Below are 19680 nucleotides of genomic sequence, written 5' to 3'. Positions count from 1 at the left end.
ATAAAACAATTCTGATATGGTAAAGAATAAAACAATATTGGGTGTTCTTACTCTGCTATTGGGTTTGGCATTGACTGCCAGTGCGGAAAATTATCCTTACAGGAGCGATGTACTTTGGGTTACCGTACCCAATCATGCCGATTGGCTCTATCAGACAGGGGAGAAGGCTACCGTAGAAGTACAATTCTATAAATACGGCATCCCGCAGGATGGTGTAACTGTCTGTTATGAACTTGGAGATGACATGATGCCTTCGGATACGAAAGGCTCTGTTACGTTGAAGAATGGTAGAGCCGTTGTTACTATCGGCACAATGAAGCAACCCGGATTCCGGGATTGCCGCTTACAGGCTACTATCGCTGGAAAAACTTATAAACATCATGTAAAGGTAGGTTTCTCGCCCGATAAACTTCAACCTTATACGAAGATGCCTGCCGATTTCGATGAATTCTGGGATAAGAGTAAGTCTGAAATTGCAACTTTCCCTTTGTTGTATACGAAAGAGCGGGTTGAAAAGTATTCTACCGACAAGATAGACTGTTACTTGGTTAAACTACAGTTGAACAGTCGGGGACAAAGTATTTACGGCTATTTAACCTGTCCCCGGAATATGCAGAAAGGTGCTTGCCCGATAGTGCTTTGTCCGCCGGGTGCAGGAATCAAAACTATCAAAGCCCCTCTTCGTCATAAATACTATGCAGAGCAGGGATGTATCCGTTTTGAGATGGAGATACATGGACTCAATCCGGAGATGTCCGAAGCGGAGTTCAAGGAAATCAGTAATGCATTCAACGGCAGAGAGAACGGGTATTTATCAAACGGACTGGATAATAAGGATAATTATTACATGAGACGCGTTTATCTGGCATGTGTCCGCAGTATTGACTTTCTAACTTCTTTACCCGAATGGGACGGTAAGAATGTCATTGTGCAAGGGGGTAGCCAGGGAGGTGCTTTGGCATTGATTACCGCCGGACTGGATACACGGGTAACAGCGTGTGTAGCCAATCATCCGGCTTTAAGCGATATGGCAGGCTATAAGGCTGGCAGAGCGGGAGGTTATCCGCATTTCTTCCGTGTAGCAGGTATGGATACTGCCGATAAGCTGAATACAATGGCTTATTATGATGTAGTAAACTTTGCCCGCCGGATAAAAATTCCTACTTACATGACTTGGGGATACAATGATGATACTTGTCCGCCCACTACCAGTTATATCGTATATAATGTGTTGAATTGCCCCAAAGAAGCGCTAATCACTCCTATTAACGAACACTGGACATCTGAAGCTACGGAGTATGGGCATTTGAAGTGGATATTGAAACACATGAAATAAGCAAGAATTATTCTATGTACTTTCCTCTCTGATATATTTTTGGGGTAATATATCAGAGGGGATTTTTTATAAACCTCTCCGTTGTAGAATAATCGATTGCCGAAGGATAAAAATGTGCAGAAAACATGTGGAATAATTGTTTAAAGCTCTTCCATAGAGACGTTCTGAGTTAGTTAGACTATTTTTTTAACCGATTTGAGTATATTTTTCACCTTAAAAATCAAGATAATCCCCTTCTTTGCATAGTAAGGTGAAAGACAAAATCTTATAGAGAAACTTTGAATCTTTATTTATTAACTCCAAATGTATTAATATGAAAAACAAACTGCATTTTGACTTTAGAAAGTTATGTTTTGTATTGGCATTAATATTGACACAATGTTTGTATGCACAAAACAAGACGATTACAGGAACGGTGACTGACTCGACGCAAGAGCCGTTGATTGGTGTGAATGTTACTGTGAAGGGTAATTCAAGCGTAGGAACAATTACCGATATGGATGGTAAATATACCTTGCCTGTTCCCTCCGGAAAAATCACTCTTGTGTTTTCTTATATAGGATATATGGCACAAGAAATTGTAGTAGGTTCACAGAGTACGATTGATGTAGTACTGTTGGATGATGCCCAGGCTTTGGAAGAAGTGGTAGTAGTAGGTTACGGAACAATGAAAAAGTCCGATTTAACCGGTTCCGTATCTTCCATTAGTAGCGACCGATTTAAGGTGGGTACTGACTTGAGTCCTCAGCAGTTGATGCAGGGCGCCTTTTCTGGTGTAAATATCAGCCAGAATAGTGGTAAACCTGGTGGTTCTAATACAATCCGTGTCCGTGGAGGTACATCCATCTCCGCTTCCAATGACCCATTATATGTAATTGATGGCGTACCTATTAATAGCTCTGCTGGTGTAAGTTCTAGTCATATTGCTTCCAATGGTAGTAATACGGACTTCTTCGATCAGGAGTCGGTGAATCCCCTGGCTTCTATTAACCCTAATGACATTGAATCCATCAATATCCTGAAAGATGCTTCTGCTACTGCCATTTATGGTTCCCGTGGTGCTAATGGGGTTATTATGATTACTACCAAGAAAGGAAAGAAAGGAGTGAAGCAATTGGACTATAGCTATAGTTTAGGTATTTCTAATGTGAGCAATAAGCTGGATGTATTGACGGGTGATGAATATCGTAAGGCAGTGAATGATTTAGGACTGACATTGGATGATAAAGGTGATAATGCAGACTGGCAAGACCGTATTTTTCGTACGGCAATCTCTCAGAACCATTACCTTTCTTTCATGAGTGGGGGTGAGGATACAAACTACCGTGCATCTTTGGGGTATAGCGATCAGGAAGGAGTCATGTTAGGTTCCGGTATGACTAGTGCCAATGCCCGTATGAATATTAATCATACGGCACTGGATGGCAAACTAAAATTGAGCATGAACTTGAACTATGGTGAAACAAATGCCGATCAGGCACCGGTATCCAATACGGTTGGTAGTGAAATGGGAAGTAGCATGCTATACGAAGCTTATGTTTTTAATCCAACTTATCCGGTCTATAATGATGAAGGTGATTTCTATGATGTACCTCCTTATCGTGTTAACCCGGTGTCTTTCGCATCGGAGATTTTGGACGAACGTAAGAACAGGAAGTTTTTGGGTAATCTGACCGCAGACTGGAATTTCTACAAACCTTTCACGTTTCAGGTGAATTTGGGTTACACTTATAATTCGATTGAGCGTAATTCCTATATATCCAAAAGCAATCTGCTTGGTAATGGTAATGGTGGCTACGTCAGTGTACAAAAGTTGCAAGACTATTCTAGATTGTTGGAAACTATCCTGAAATATAATCAGAAGTTTGGCAAACACTCTATTGATGCCATGTTGGGTTACTCTTACCAATATTTCTATGATGAAGGTAACCATACCCGTGCCTATGGCTTTTTGTCTGATACATTCAAATGGTATAGCCTTGCTGCGGCAAAGACAGTGGAGAGCATAAGCAGTTTTGCTGAAAGTAACACACTTATATCTATGTATGGCCGTATAAACTATAATTATGGAGATAAATACCTGTTTACTGCTACTGTACGTCGTGATGGTTCCAGCCGTTTTGGTGCCGACCACAAGTGGGGTGTTTTTCCTTCGGCTGCAGCTTCCTGGAGAATTTCTCAAGAAGAATTCTATCATAGCGATATTCTTACCGACCTGAAACTGCGTGTCAGCTATGGTATCACAGGTAATCAGGAAATAGGCAACTATAATTCCCTGAATACGCTGGGAGCCAGCACTAACGGATATTTGGTAGGCGGTGAAAAAGTGACCATTGTGTTGCCGCAACAATATTCCAATCCGGATATAAAGTGGGAACAGACTGCACAGACGGATATAGGTTTGGATTTCGGACTTTTCAACGGAAGAATTCATGGTAGTATTGATTATTACTATAAGAAAACCACCGATTTGCTGCTTTCCGTAGCTGTTCCTTCTCCGTCTTTGATTACTTCGCAGATTGCTAATGTAGGTTCTGTAAAGAATCAGGGTATTGAAATTGATTTGGGATTCGATGTGTTGCGTACAAAGGATTTCTCATGGGATATAAATCTGAACTTCAGTCGTAATAAGAATGAGTTGATAAGTCTGTCGAATGATAAGTGGACCGGTGAAAATATGAAGGTGGCTCCTTGTCAGGGGCAGGGTCTTTCCGGTTCTTATGCCCAGTTGGTTATGCCGGGACAACCTTTGGGAACCTTTTATGGAAAGAAGTTTATTGGCATCAAGGATGGAAAAGAACAATTTGCCAATGATGGTGAGTCTGAAATCATCGGTTGTGCACAGCCCGACTTTACATACGGCATCTCTACCACTTTGCGCTATAAAAACTGGAGTTTGAGCATGAATCTGCGCGGTAGTGTAGGCAATGATGTATATAACTGTACGGCGAATAATCTTGCTTATCTGAATAACCTGCCGGGTAGAAATGTGTTGAAAGAAGCTGTGACCGCTGGTGTGAACCGTGAAGAAGCCAAGGTGTTCTCTTCCAGATTTATAGAAGATGGTTCGTTCCTGCGTATGGATAATCTTTCTTTGGGTTATGATTTCAGTTTCAAACCGTTGCGTATTACCCATGCACGTGTATTTGTCTCCGGTCAGAATCTGTTCACCATCACCGGATATTCTGGTCTGGACCCTGAAGTAAACTCCGAAGTTTCAAGAACTGGCGTAGCTCCGATGGGTGTCGACTATCTGAGTTATCCAAAAGCACGTACTTTCACAATGGGTATCAACGTTTCATTTTAACCTTAATTTATTATCAGAAGATGAAAACAAAAAGAATATTTAAAAGCATAGTTGCTTGTGGCGTCGGAATCAGTATGTTGTCCGGTTGCCTTAATTTGGATGAAGAGTTATATGGCAGACTTTCTCCTGAGACCTATTATCAGACAGAAGAAGAGGCTCTCTCTTCTGTAGTCGGTGTATATCAATATTTGGCATATATGTCCAGAGCTGGCGGTGATGGCTGGCGAATAGGAGAGTTTGGTACAGATGAGTTTTTCTGTCCGGGGCGTGCCAGTGGTGGTTGGTATGACGAAAGCAATATGCAGATAATGGCGCATAAGATAACACCGGATAATGCCCGTCTTGAAACCTGCTGGGGAACCTATTTGTTTCCGGGAATCGGCGCTGCCAATGCTGTGATAGCCAGCATGGAAGCCTCTCCCATGAAAGATGACTTGAAAGCCCTGATTGCAGAGACACGGGCTCTTCGTGCCTACGGATATTATTACGCGATGGATTATTTCGGAAATGTTCCTCTTTTCACAGAAGCTAAAGTGGATGCGAATGATTTGCCGAAAACTGCATCCAGAAAGGAAGTTTATGAATTCGTGGTAAAAGAGTTTACAGAGGCGGCTGCGGAGTTGCCTTCCATTAAAGAAGTGAATCGTACTGCTTATTATCCTCGTTTGACAAAAGAGGCGGTATATACAGCGTTGGCTTCCGTCTACCTGAATGCTGAGGTGTATGCCGGCGAGGCTCATTGGGCTGATGTGGTGACGATGTGTGATCATGTTATCGGAACCAATGCCTATTCACTGGAAAATAAAGTGGGAGACTGTTTCCTTGCCACCAACGAAGCAAACTCGACGGAAGTCATTTCTTCCTTTGCAGTAGACCCGTCGAAAGGTGTGGATGGAAATGAGTTTATACTTTATACTCAGCATGCTCTCGACCAGAAAAAGTATAACTTATCTTTTGCTCCGGCCAATGGATATTGCTTCACTGATGATGCCTTGAAGAGATATGAAGAAGGTGATGAACGTCTGGAACTTCTGGAATATGGTCCTCAGTATTATCAGGATGGAGTGACTCCGCTATGTGATGATAAAGGTACTCAACTCGTACTGACAACTATCAAGGATATGGTTGCCGCACAGGATAATGAAGGCTACAGGGTATTGAAGTATTCACCGATAGGTGTGGCATGGTCCGGCAGTAAAGCGGATAATGATTATATTTTGGAACGCTATTCCAATGTTCTTCTTATGAAGGCTGAGGCTTTGTTCAGGCAAGGAATACAGTTGGACGAAGCACTCGAATTGGTCAATCAGGTGCGTCGGCGTAGCGGAGTGGCCGATTGGGATGAACTGACCCTGAAAAAGATAGAAGAAGAACGCGCCCGTGAATTCATTTGGGAGAATCAACGTCGCCGTGATATGATTCGTTTTGGATCTTACTTCACAGATACTTGGTTTTATAAAACCGGTGTAACAGAAGAGTGGAGAGGAATTTATCCAATACCTGCCATTCAGTTGAATAATAATCCTAATTTGAAACAAAATCCGAATTATTAATATATGTTTTTAGTATGATAAAAACTATCATTCTTTGCGTGTTAGGGCTGGTCACTTCGGTGGCTGCCCTTTCTCAGCATTTATCCGGCTACGAGCTGGAGAGAGAGATGCCGGTTTTTTTGGACCAGCTAAAGCAAGAGTTGACGTACCCTATGGCTTGGGGAAACAGTCCGGTCAAGAACTTTAAGAAATGGCGTAAGAAGGCGCGTAATGCAGTGCTGGATGCCATGTTGGCCCCGCCTCCTTATACTACTGATTATAAATTGGAGGTAGTTGCGGAAGAACAACGGGATGGGTATAAAGCAAGGAAACTGCGTTTCAACCTGACGGGCTATTCGCGTGTGAATGCCTATATGCTGGTTCCTGACGGCGAAGGACCATTTCCGGCAGTTGTACTTCTTCATGACCACGGAGGTCATTATACAATTGGTAAAGAGAAAATGATCCGTCCCTTCGGTGTGTCTTCTGAGGTGTTAGCTGATGCTGATGCATGGGCTAAACAATGCTATGGTGGGCAATATGTAGGCGATTATCTGGCGATTCATGGTTATGTGGTTATCTCTATTGATGCCATATTCTGGGGCGAACGCGGGCGTAAAGAAGGGATTGACGGTGACAGTCATATGGCTGTAGCGGGTAACTTTATGATGTTGGGACGTAGTTGGAGTGCTTTTATGAACTATGAAGACATGTATACCACTGATTTCCTGGCGACATTGCCGGAAGTTGACCCTGAACGCATCGGTTGTATGGGCTTCTCCATGGGAGCTTACCGTGCCTGGATGCTTTCGGCGCTGACAGATAAAGTAAAGGCAGGTGCAGCAGTTTGCTGGATGGTGACTACGGATTGCCAGTTCTCGTGGGAGTATGGACGCGAAAGAGGAGGCTTTGCCAATATGTTGCCGGGTATCAGACGTTATCTGGATTATCCGCATATCGCTTCCATAGCTTGTCCCAAGCCCATGTTTTTCCTGAATGGCGAGCATGATAAATTGTTTCCTCCGGTGGGTGTCAATGCGGCTTTTGCCGAAATGAGGAAGGTATGGGAAAGCCGTTCGGCAGGTGATAAACTTGTTACTGAGTTATGGGATATGCCGCATGACTGCGGGATAAAGGTGCAGGAAGCTGTTTTGTCATTCTTGAATAAAAGTCTGTAGATCAAAGGCTGGTAGCAAAGGTGTCTTGCCGCAGCCTTGGCAACATTTAGCCCCTTCTTTGGCAAGGTTTTGCCAGAGAAGGAGCAAAATGCATTCGATATCTTTCCGTTAATCCATGTTCGGCTTCCGGCTTTCTTTGTACTCAGTTGGGGTAATGCCATATTGTTGCTTAAAGCATTTACTGAAATAGTGAGAATCATTAAGCCCCACCATGTAAGCTATCTGAGCCATGCTGTATTCATCAGTTTCTATCAGTTGGGCGGCACGTTTCATACGTATTTCTTTTAGGAACTCAACGGGCGATAATCCGGTCAGTGTTTTCAGCTTTTTAAAGAATACGGAGCGGCTCATATTTACTTCATTAGCAATATCCTCAACCATGAGGTTGCCGTTATCTAGATGCTTTTCTATGGTTTTCATTACTTTATCCATAAATTTCCGGTCGTTTGGGGAGAGGGCAGGAGATGCTTCCTTTCCTTCGCCCGGCTGTTGCTCGATGGATGTGGGTAACAGGCTGGCACAGAACAATGCCTGCAACTTCTTGCGCTGGTCAATCAGATTGAAAATCCGTGCTTTCAGGTAAGCTGCGCTGAATGGTTTTGTAATATAATCATCCGCCCCTGATTCTAGACCCTCTATTCTGCTCTCAATGGTCGACTTGGCTGTAAGCATTACGATAGGAATATGGCTGGTGCTCATGTCTTCGCGAAGCTCACGCACCATCTCAATGCCGTCTTTCTCGGGCATCATCACGTCGCTGATAATAATATCCGGAAGGTATTTCTTACTCTTTTCCAATCCGATAATTCCATTTTCGGCTTCTATCACATTGAAATGCTGGATGAAGATGGTCTTGATGAAGAAGCGCAGTTCTTGATTATCTTCTACAATTAGGATGGTCTCCTTTTCATTATTTAGTTTCTCTCTTTCGCTTTCGGCAAGGGAGGTTAGTGAGGCATTCATGTATCCCGGAGCAACATCAGTTATGGTGTAATCAGTCAGGATGAACTCAACAGTTTCGTCGAAATGCTCCTTGCCTTTGGGGAGTTTTACCGTAAAGCAACTTCCTTCACCGGGCTTACTATGGATATTTATCGTTCCGTGATGCATATCAATCAGCTCTTTTACGAGCGAAAGACCGATGCCGGTGCTGGCCTGATTGAACAGGTTCTTGTCCACTAGGTTTTCAAAACGGATGAATAGGGATTTCTGCTTGCTTTCGGCAATGCCAATGCCTTGGTCTTCTACCGCAATCATTACTTCATCTTCTTCATCTTGCACGATAACTCTAATTTGCTTGCCCTGAGGCGTATATTTGAATGCATTTGATAACAGATTAAATAATATCTTCTCCAGTTTATCCGGGTCCGCCCATATTTTGAGTTGGGAGACTTGCGTAGTCATTCCAAAGTCTATTTGATGTTCGTCTGCCAGCCTGTTGAAGCTTTCCATAATCTGGCGGGTGAAGGGGATAAGGTCTATCTGTTGCACTCTCATTTTCATCTTCTTGTTCTGGATTTTGCGGAAGTCCAGTATCTGATTGACAAGGCGAAGCATGCGGTTCGTGTTACGTTCCACTAACATCAATTGTTCCCTTTCTTCATTATCTAGCTTACCATGTTGCAATACGTGCTCTATGGGACCGGCAATCAGGGTCAACGGGGTACGCAGTTCATGAGAGATGTTCGTAAAGAAACGTAGCTTGATATCTGAAATCTCTTGCTCGACAGAGACTTTATGCTTAAGCCTGAAAATGGTAAAGAGAATATAGGCGGCTGTGAAAATGACTAACAGGATGAAGAGTACATAGAGAAGATACGCCCAAGGGGTTTCCCAGAAAGAGGGGAGCACAGTGATATGCAATGTGCGTGTATTTTCTACCCATACGCCGTCACTGTTGGTGGAGCGAACTTTCAGGGTATAATGTCCTTTGGGAAGATTGGTGTAAGTGGCGGTGCGCTGGTTCCCTATATCATTCCAGTTTTTTTCGAACCCTTCCAGTTGGTAGGAGTAAGAAATGTTATCAGGGTATTTCATGTCCAACGCTGCAAACTGAATACTGAATCCATTCTTGTCATGTGGCAATGTCAGGAGTTGGGTATCATCAATGTGGGTGATTAGTATGCCGCCTTCTTCGGGTGTTACCGTCTTTTCCGCTTGCTGCAGGCGGGTAAAAATGATTGGCGGAGTATAAGTGCTGGTGTGGATTGAATCTGGAAAGAAATAAAGGATACCTTTCACAGTGTTGAACATCAGATAGTCGGAATGTGTGCGTAGCGCAGCTCCTTCGCTGAAATTAATTCGTCTCGGAAAAACTCTGGAAGGGTAGTTTGTGATCTTCTCCGTATCCGGTATAAACTTGCAAAGCTCTTCTTCGGTGGCGCACCACAAATTGCCGTCTGCATCTTCTTCGATGGATAATAACACGTCTGAGGGAAGCCCATTCTTCATGGTATAGGCTTTAAATGTGGCCTGCTCTTTGTTGAGTGATAGTAATCTGTTCAGCCCACCTCCAAAAGTAGCCACATACATTTCTCCTTTTTGAGTGAAAAAGATATTGTGCACATCATTATTGCTGAGGCTTTGCGGGTTACCCGGTATGCGGCTATAGCGATGGAAAGTGATCTTCTCCGGTTCGCTGAAATCTCCTTCGCACATCAGCAATCCTGTGGCACTACCTATCCAGATATTGCCTTGGGTATCAGAAGTTATGAAGCGCGTGCGGTTACACTGGGTAATGGGGTAGTTTTTTAACCGGTTCCGGTAGTTAATGAACCGGGCGGATTCTTCATTCACTCCTTTTTCCAGATAGTTTACTCCGCCCTCAAATGTTGCAATCCAAATTCGTTGCTGTTTATCTTCATACAAACTATAGATTTCATTACCACTCAGACTGTATATGTTGTCAGTATCGGCTGTGTATTGCTTCAGGCGATAGGTCAATGGTTTGTTTTGGGGAGTGGCTGCAAATAGCCCGTTGCCTTTGGTACCAATCCAGATAGTTCCTTCATGGTCCTGCGTGATGGCATAGGCAATGCCCAACTCATCTGTGGCGTGGGGAGAAATGGTTCCTTGTGCTGTAAGATTACCTATGTAGCGTTGTTCTTTGTCGTAAACCCGCACTATCTTATCTTTGTTTCCGGTCCATAGATATCCGTCACGGTCTTGATAGATAGCACGAATGTTGCTGCCGGGAAATTCCGGATCATCCGGAGCGGCTGTTAAAAGATGGAAGTGGTTGGTATTGAAAGATACTTTCTCCAGCCCGTTTCCATATGACCCCAACCATAGATTACCTTGTTTATCAGTGAAAATAGCGGTGACTTTATTGTCGGAGCTCCATCCGGATTGTAAAGCTGGGTTATAAAAGGGCTTTATCCGATTGTTTTTACGGTCATACCAGGCAAATCCACCGCCGGAGGGGTGCAGCCATAAAGCTCCGTTTATATCTTCATAGATATACATCTCGGGGCGGGAATCAACTATATCTTTCCCATATTTATCTTTTAGAATGAAGAAATCGAATTGTTCGTTTTCCGGGTTGAAATGTGTTACTCCTTTAGTTTGCAGGCGTATCCAGATTTCTCCGTTGGAGTCTACATATGCTTCCTTTATCTGATTATCCCTTAATGAAGAGCAGGTGGAGGTGTTGTAATGGCGAAAACTTTTGTTCTTGAGGTCGTGAATGAAGAAGCCGTCGGATGCTGTACCGATAAATAGTTTATCGTGCTTTAGTTGCCGGACAGACTTTATAGAGGAGTGGGTGGTGAATTCTTGTCGTGAAAACTGACCGTTATCGGGGTGGTATTCGTACATCCAACCTCGTTTGGAGGTAAAGTAAATGGCATGCTCATTCTCTAATGCATCGTAAAAGGGTTGCTTATCCTTGGCTGAGGGAGAGACGAAGTAGGAGGATAGTTGCTCTTCCTCCTTATCCTTGCTCAACCTGTATAACCCGTTTTCTGTAAGTATCCACTGGTTTTGTTGCTTATCTTGAAAGATAGAGTTAATTCGTTCTGAAGATGAGATTTGATGAGACTTGAAGAAATTGGTAGCTTTCATTTCCCGGGTGTCGGGCTGAATGGTTATGCGGATTAATTCATTGAGTGCAGTAACTACCCATACATCTCCACATGAAAGCACATATATGTCCTGAGACAGATAGTTTCCATAAGGAATTGCCTGAAATTGTTCGGTTCTTGGATTAAACCGATAAACCTGGTGGTCATAGCTTCGCACCCAGATATAGCCGTATTTATCCTCTTTTATGTTGTCCAGGCGGTTGTTGCTTAGTCCGATACTATCTCCCGGTTGTGCTTTATAGTTCTTGAATGTATATCCGTCAAATTTATAAAGTCCATCCCATGTGGCGAACCACATAATTCCTTTATGGTCTTGCATAATTCCCTGTATGGTTTTCTGTGCAAGTCCATCCTTAGAAGTATATTGTGTAAAGGTGTGTGGCAATTGCGCTAGACATACAGTGATGCTGAGTATACAAAAAGTGAATAGTATTCCGATTCGTTTCATGATTGGATTCCAAACGAGATTTATTTCAACCATTTATTAAAGAACTCCAAAGTTTCCCGTTGCATCTCTTTATTGAAAAAGTGCTTCTCTTCCCATATTTTAGTAACCAGACGGTCGGAGACTTCCTGGCTCTGCCAAACAGACTGCATGATGCTATAGGCATCTTTTACTCCTTCTACAGGGAATAGTTTGTCTTGGGTACCATTGAAGAATAAGGTTGGTTTGGGACATGCAATGCTTGCCACGTGCGGGTAATCGAGGTAGCGGCGTAGGCCGGGTATCAGCATTGAAAAGGCGGAACCGCCCTTATTCTGATTATTAGTCAGCGTCATCAGATGCTCTGTGGTATTCATCCAGCAGATGGAAGCGGATGCTTTTACACAATCAGTCAGCGCAGCCAGCATCCAGGAACGGTAGGCTCCCATAGAGAATCCCAAACAACCGACCCTGTTTTTATCTACCATTGGCAGTGAAGCCAGAAACTCGGCACTACGCACATCATCCATGTTGATAAAAGCCCCCCAGGATGCTCCCATTTGCATGAAATTGGAAACCAGTGCCTGCTGTCCGTCATAACTTACTCCTTCCTTTCGTCCGCGTTCTCCCCAAAACAGGGCGTCAATAGACAGTACTACGTAACCGTTTTGTGCAAAGTAATCTCCGGTATATTGTCCGTCGTAACAACGGACCACCCAATCTTCGGCATCAGCCGATATTTCCGGTGAGACCCCGAAAGGACGTACCATTTTCTCTTTGCCGATGGAAAAGTGTGCTCCATGATCGTGCAGCATTATCACAGCCGGAAAAGGCCCTTTTCCGTCAGGAACCAATAAATAAGCCGGTATGCGGGACCATTCCGAAACATTAAACCATATCTTGCGGGCTTCATATCCCGCCCGCTGCTCTGTTCCGACGACAGACATATCGTATTTCGCGGGAGCAGGTGGCAGATTCTGCATGCACTCCATCACTACATTTCGTGTTTCGATTCTCCATTTCCCGAAGTCTTTTGTGGTAGACTTTCCCCATGCTGCGGGATAGGTAAGTTGCTGTTTCAGTTGCTCGTAGAAAACGGGCATGTTTTTTGTCACTTCATAACTTACCGTATCAACTTGTTGAGCCTTTATACCCAGACTTACGGTAAGGAAAACAGCATAAAGTATAACGCTTGGTTTCATAGTGGTATTTAAAATAATGACAAATATACGATATTTTCGGCGAAATGCGTATCTTTACCCCACAGAACGAATATGTTATGAGAAAACTTCTATATCTGGTCATAGGCTTATTGTTTGTATTTGCGTTACCGTCCGGAGCACAGCCGGAGTGTGTCTTTACCCATTATTCGTCCGAAGAGGAACTTTCGCAGAATACTGTCATGAATATTCTGCAAGACAGAAAGGGAAATATGTGGTTTGCCACTTGGGATGGCATCAATAAATTCGATGGGTATGATTTCAGGACTTATAAGGCAAAGTTTGATAACCGCATTAACCTGACAAACAACCGGGTGGACTATATGTATGAAGACCGGTACGGCTTTCTGTGGCTGCTCACTTACGACAATCAGGCTTGGCGTTTTAATCCCCGTACCGAAGTATTTGAACATGTTCCTGCCATGAAAGAAGAAGGAAGCCGGTTTGTGGTAACTTCAATCAAGGTATTGCCTTGCGGTTCGGTCTGGTTGCTTTCGGAGGAAGAAGGGGCTATCCGCCTCAAGACCGATCCGGAGAGTTTTCGCCTTTCGCCAGAGATGTATTCAGCTGATAACGGTTTGTTCCCGGCCGCACGCGTATATGATGTTTATGAGGATGCTTCCGGAAATGAGTGGATGCTGACTGACAACGGGCTGGGGATGCTTGCTGCCGGAAGTGGTGCCCTTACGTCCTTTTTCGTAGAGAAAACATTGAAGAAAGAGAAAGGCGGCCAAATTTTTTATACAGCCCAGGAATGTGGAAATGAAATCTTTTTCGGGTCGGATAGCGGACGCGTATGGCGTTATCAGAAGAAAAACGGCCGGTTTCTGTTATTGCAGTTGCCTTGTGCCTCACATATCGTGGCTGTAGGAAAGATTGACGAACATAATCTGATAATGGTTACAGAGACAGACGGCTTTTTTACTTACAATGCGTCCGCTAAGACAACTGTTCATTATCCGGCTTCCCGTCTGCCGGGTGCTCCTGTTCACTCCATTTATATAGACAGAAACTCGGAAGTATGGTTCGGGCAGGATATTGCGGGAACCGTTGCACATTTTAATGCGAGGACAAAAGTGCTGAAAACGGAAGTAATCCCGGTAGAGCCTACATCTACCGACCGTTCCCGTCCGGCTTTTCACGTGCACGAAGATATTTTCGGTTCTGTTTGGGTGCATCCCTATGGCGGAGGTTTTTCGCGTTTCGATAAGGCTGCTAATTGCCTGCGTCCCTTCTATAACGGCTTTTCGGATACCGACTGGCGTTTTTCCAATAAAATCCATTCTGCTTTTTCCGACAGGCAAGGCAATCTGTGGATGTGCACCCATTCCAAGGGACTGGAGAAAATCACTTTCCGCTCTTCCTTTTTCAGTATGATGACGCCGGAACCTCATCGGTATGAATCATTGAGCAATGAGGTGCGTGCTCTTTGCGAAGACACGGAGCATAATCTTTGGGTGGGACTGAAAGACGGCAAAATAAGGATTTACGATAAGAATCGCACGGAACTGGGATACTTCACGGAGACAGGTACGATATCACATGCGGGGATACCGTTAAAGGGAAATACTTATTGCATATTTCAAGACAGTAAGCACAACATTTGGATTGCCACCAAGGGTGAGGGATTGGTAAAAGCCCGGCCTCAGGGTGGAGGACATTATAAACTGACCCGCTATTGCCATAGTAGGGATGATATCTACAGCCTGAGTGACAACAATGTATATTGTGTCTATGAGGACGTGAAAGGACGTATCTGGGTTGCCACTTTTGGAGGAGGAATCAACTACCTCACCCATAACCGTGGCGGACGGGAGATATTTGTTAACCACCGTAACAACCTGAAAGGTTTCCCTATAGATAATTGCCATAAAGTACGCTTCGTTACAGGTGACCATCGCGGAAATATATGGATTGCCACTACAGTCGGCGCATTAATGGTAAACAGTGATTTTAAGAAGCCCGAAGATGCAGTGTTTCATCACTATGTACGTGTGCAGAACGATGTAAACAGCTTGAGTAATAACGATGTGCACTATATTCTGTCTACCCGGAAGAACGAACTTTATCTGGTTACTTTCGGCGGCGGGTTGAATAAGTTGCAGACTATAGATGCTGCCGGCGACGCAATATTCAAGTCGTATGGCGTGGCCGAGGGATTGCCTTCGGATATATTGCTCTCCATACGTGAGGATAATAAGGGCAATCTTTGGATGAGTACGGAGAACGGCATCAGCAAATTTATTCCTGAAGAAGAACGTTTTGAAAACTATGCAGACGGTCATGTCTCGCCTCATGTCCGCTTCAGCGAAGCGGCATCGGCCTATACTTCGTGGGGAGACTTGCTGTTTGGTACGAGCAACGGCGTCTTACTGTTCAATCCCGATTCTATCAGGAAGAGCACATATGTACCGCCGTTAGTGTTTTCCAAATTGCTTATAGCCAATGAAGACGTTGTGCCGGATGAAAAAAATATATTGAAAGAGAGTTTGGATGATACCCGTGAATTGAAACTCTCGCACGAGGAAAACATTTTCACGATTCGTTTTGCCGCACTTGACTATACGGAACCTGCCGGAATACAGTATGCCTATATTCTGGAGGGATTTGAGAAATCTTGGAACTATGTCGGCAAGCAGCGTACCGCCACCTATACCAACCTGCCCAAAGGGCATTATGTGTTTAAGGTACGTGCCACCAATGCTGATGGAGTATGGACGGATAACATGCGCTTGCTTGATATTGAAGTGCTTCCTTCCTTTTGGGAGACTCCTTTTGCCTATTTCCTGTATGTCCTGTTTGTTCTGTTGATTATAATAACGGCTGTTTATATCTTGTTTACGATTTATCGTCTGAAGCACGAAGTTGTTGTGGAACAGCATATGACAGATATGAAATTGCGTTTCTTTACAGATATTTCCCATGAACTGCGTACTCCTTTAACCCTGATTTCAGGTCCGGTGGAATACGTGCTGGAGCATACGCAACTGCCGGCGGATGCCCGTGAACAGCTACAGGTTGTGGAGCGCAACACAAATCGTATGTTGCGTCTCATCAATCAGATACTCGACTTCCGTAAGATTCAGAACAAAAAGATGAAGATGCAGGTGCAGCGTGTCAATGTAGTGGCCTTTACCCGCAAGATAATGGAGAATTTCGATTCAGTGGCCGAGGAGCATCACATTGACTTCTTGTTCGAGACGGAAAAGCCCGAACTTTATCTGTGGGTGGATGTCGATAAATATGAAAAGATTATTTTCAACTTGCTCTCCAATGCTTTCAAATATACTCCGAATGGAAAAATGATAAAGGTTTTTATCCATGAGGACGAGGAAACCGTTTCTATTGGCGTGCAGGACCAGGGCATCGGCATTGCCGAGAACAAGAAGAAATCTATTTTTGTCCGTTTTGAGAATCTGGTAGACCGTAATTTGTTCAATCCAAGCACCGGCATCGGTTTGTCATTGGTAAAAGAACTGGTGGAGATGCACAAAGCTTTGATTACGGTAGATAGCAAGTTGGGAGAAGGCAGTTGCTTCAAGATAGACTTTATGAAAGGCAAGGAGCAGTATGACGAATCGGTGGAATTTATGCAGGACGATATAACAGTTGGTCTGGAGGCTTATCACCGGCAAACGGCGGATACGGAAGATGCGCAGTCTTCACAACCGGAAACGGGTTCTCAGGAAAAAGGCGGTGGAGATGCATCCAAAGATTTGATGCTGCTGGTAGAAGATAATTCCGAACTGCGTATTTTCCTGCGCAGCATCTTCGCTTCCGAGTATCGCATTGTAGAGGCTGCCAATGGTATGGAGGGGCTGAATAAGGCGTTGAAGTTTCTGCCGGATATTATTATCAGCGACGTGATGATGCCGGAAAAAGACGGTATCGCCATGACCCGTGAATTGCGTGCTGATATGACTACCAGCCATATTCCCATTGTGTTGCTTACGGCGAAGTCGTCCATCGAAAGTAAGTTGGAAGGATTGGAGTACGGTGCTGATGATTATATAACCAAACCTTTCAGCGCCACCTATTTAAAAGCACGTGTAAAGAACTTGCTTGCCCAGCGGCAGAAACTGCAAACTTTGTACCGCCAGAACTTGATGCAGGCAGGAGCGGTTGCAGCTGTTGCCGATGAACAGAGTATCGGTAATGTCCAGGATAATCCTCAAACGGATAAATCTGCGGCAATGTCTCCCAACGACCGTAAGTTTATGGATAAACTTATAGAACTGATGGAGAAGAACATGGATAACGGTGACTTGGTTGTAGATGATTTTGTGCAGGAACTTGCCGTGAGCCGTTCCGTATTCTTCAAGAAGTTGAAAACCTTGACCGGACTGGCGCCTATCGAGTTCATTAAGGAAATGCGTATCAATCGTGCAGCTCAGTTGATAGCCACCGGTGAGTATTCCATGACGCAAATATCCTATATGGTGGGTATCAATGACCCTCGTTATTTCAGTAAGTGTTTCAAGCAGAAAAAGGGAATGACACCCACGGAGTATCGGGATAAAGTGCTGAAATAAACCATTATTCGTGTTCAGAATGAACATAAACTATTGGAGTCTTGTTGTATTTGAATTATTTGAAAACTAAACAAAGTCTATGATTATATATTTGATATGCTTGCTGGTTATTGGCTTGATAATAGCCTGGAATATAAAAAAGGCTCCTTCGGATAAGGATTTGTGGGGAGAGGATGAGTAAGCTGTAAAAAGAGAAAGATGAATTCCGAAGTATCAGAATTTCGGAATTCATCTTTCTTTTAGTGAATATTATTCAGAAAACGGAAGCAATAATCAATATCCGGGATTTTGGTCTTCCATACTCAACTGGCCGTTGGCATCGATAGCTGCTTGTGGGATAGGCCATAATAATTTTTCTCCTATGGTAGCAGCGGCTGTACCTATCATATGCGGATTGTATTTGTTGTTGTATTCAACCAATTTACCGGTACGACGAAGGTCCATACGACGATAACCGTTTCCAAACATTTCGCAGGCCGACTCTTTCAATATGATGTCCAAATCAATATTATTTTCAGCTGTTAAACCGGCGCGTTCACGTACAACATTCAAACGCTCCAAGGCTTTGGGATCATTCAATTTGTAGTAAGCTTCGGCTGCTACGAAAAACATTTCCGGCAGTGTGATTACGTGGAGGTCGCGGAAACTCTTTCCGGCATTATAGTCAGCGGTTTGGCTATCGTCAAATTTACGGCAAGGCTGTACAGACCAACTGAGTTTTTGCGTGGAGGCATCGTCAAAATCATATTTGGCAATAACCCCGTCCGGATATTCTGCCAGATCTTTTACGTAAGTGGACATTGGCTCCATTTTGGCTGTCTTATCATTTTGTGGAATGATAAATGTGTTTTTCCGGTTTTCCGGGTCTTTGGCACGCCACTCAGCAACGGAAGCAGCGTCACTTTCCCAATAAGCCGGATAATACACTCCTACCATTTTGCCGTCAGCTTTACCGCCATTTTTGTAGAAAGAGAAATAGTCGCCGATAGGCTTGCCTTTTTCATCTTTAAATCCGTTCTTGATATCCCATTCTTTCTTGACCAGTAGGGTCTTCATGAAAGTTGCATCGTAGCGTTTGTCTCCTTTTTCAAAATTTCTCAATGCATGCATGTAAGGTATGAAAGATGAACTACCATTTTTCATGCCTTCTTCACTACCCCCGTAATAGTTGGAAAAGAAACTCTGCCAACGATTACCGTCATTTTTGTCATGCTGGTTTTCTGCATCGTATTCCACATCGAAGATAAACTCTTCATCGTCATCTCCGGAGCGGTCAGCTGCCCATAATTTGGCAAATTCGGTTGTCAGTTTGCGTCCGGCTATAACTTCGTCGGCATAGGCTGCCGCTTTGGTAAAGTAATCATCTTTCTTTAAGTCCCATGCAGCAGACAAGTAAGTTTTTGCCAGCAATGCCTTAACGGCTTCTATGCTGGCTTCCCCTCCTCCTTTTGTTGCAGAAGAAGCAACCAATTTGTTATTGTCGATAATGTTGGTCAGTTCTGTGATGATATGCGTATATACTGCTTCTGCCGTAGCACGGGGCTGTTCTTTGATTTCACCGGCCTGTTTGGCATATTCGGTTACTAAAGGAACGCCACCAAAGTTATTGACCAGCAAGTAATAATACAAACACTCGATGAAACGGCCTTCATCAATGTTTTTTTGTTTTATATCTTCACTCACCGTTGATTGTGCAGCATAGTACTGAATGGCAAGACATGAACGTATTCCATCGTAGCAATCCGTATAGAAGTTTTTTACAGTCCCATTTTCAGGAGTAAAATTAGACCAACGGTGAAGAGCTGCACTGATATCATTGCGTCCATCCTGATACAAGTCTGTTCCGGAGTTGAAATAAGCGGTTACATCACTGCTGTTAAAGATATTTTTCAGTTGGGCGTATGCATCGTATGTCAGAGCTTGTAAACCGGCAGAAGTGGTAAAATATTCCACATCATTTACCGCGCTTTTATTGTCAGGTGTGAGGAAATCGTCACAGCCGGTCAATGTGATAGAGCCAGCCATGCACATTGTGTATAATAGTTTTTTATATAGTTTCATATTACTTA

Annotated in this window: 8 protein-coding genes; 5 read left to right on the top strand and 3 right to left on the bottom strand. The window is 43.8% G+C overall.

All coding sequences use genetic code 11. From position 1 onward, the window contains the following. Positions 1-16: 16 nt before the first annotated feature. The 4 genes from NQ565_RS00275 to NQ565_RS00260 all read left to right on the top strand — a co-directional run bounded on the left by NQ565_RS00275 (position 17) and on the right by NQ565_RS00260 (position 7353). Positions 17-1336: an acetylxylan esterase gene (locus tag NQ565_RS00275; RefSeq protein WP_005657430.1), complete on the top strand. Its 1320-nt coding sequence runs from the start codon at positions 17-19 to the stop codon at positions 1334-1336. A 313-nt stretch (positions 1337-1649) separates the two neighbouring features. Next, on the top strand, positions 1650-4643 hold the full coding sequence (locus NQ565_RS00270; RefSeq protein ID WP_005657428.1) for a SusC/RagA family TonB-linked outer membrane protein: 2994 nt from the start codon (positions 1650-1652) through the stop codon (positions 4641-4643). Between the two features lie 20 nt (positions 4644-4663). After that, positions 4664-6196, top strand: a complete 1533-nt coding sequence (locus NQ565_RS00265; protein ID WP_005657426.1) for a RagB/SusD family nutrient uptake outer membrane protein — start codon at positions 4664-4666, stop codon at positions 6194-6196. Between the two features lie 14 nt (positions 6197-6210). After that, complete coding sequence (locus NQ565_RS00260; RefSeq protein WP_005657424.1) at positions 6211-7353, top strand: dienelactone hydrolase family protein; 1143 nt, start codon at positions 6211-6213, stop codon at positions 7351-7353. Between the two features lie 108 nt (positions 7354-7461). On the opposite strand, the gene NQ565_RS00255 is transcribed toward NQ565_RS00260, so the two are convergent. Continuing rightward, entirely contained in the window at positions 7462-11883 is a 4422-nt protein-coding gene (locus tag NQ565_RS00255; protein ID WP_005657422.1) for a two-component regulator propeller domain-containing protein, read from the bottom strand. 20 nt (positions 11884-11903) lie between these two features. Further along, positions 11904-13061 (bottom strand): dienelactone hydrolase family protein, encoded by a 1158-nt coding sequence (locus tag NQ565_RS00250; protein WP_005657420.1) that lies wholly within the window; start codon positions 13059-13061, stop codon positions 11904-11906. A 77-nt stretch (positions 13062-13138) separates the two neighbouring features. Between NQ565_RS00250 and NQ565_RS00245 the strand changes: the two genes are divergently transcribed. Beyond that, on the top strand, positions 13139-17611 hold the full coding sequence (locus NQ565_RS00245) for a hybrid sensor histidine kinase/response regulator transcription factor (RefSeq protein WP_040316255.1): 4473 nt from the start codon (positions 13139-13141) through the stop codon (positions 17609-17611). A gap of 273 nt (positions 17612-17884) precedes the next feature. Here NQ565_RS00245 and NQ565_RS00240 read toward each other — a convergent pair whose 3' ends face one another. Next, positions 17885-19672: a RagB/SusD family nutrient uptake outer membrane protein gene (locus NQ565_RS00240; RefSeq protein WP_005657416.1), complete on the bottom strand. Its 1788-nt coding sequence runs from the start codon at positions 19670-19672 to the stop codon at positions 17885-17887. Between the last annotated feature and the right edge of the window lie 8 nt (positions 19673-19680).

The sequence above is a fragment of the Bacteroides stercoris ATCC 43183 genome (assembly GCF_025147325.1).
In the GTDB taxonomy this organism is placed as follows: Bacteria; Bacteroidota; Bacteroidia; order Bacteroidales; family Bacteroidaceae; genus Bacteroides; species Bacteroides stercoris.
Note: the sequence above shows the minus strand (reverse complement) of the source record. Positions and strands in the feature narration are given on the sequence as shown.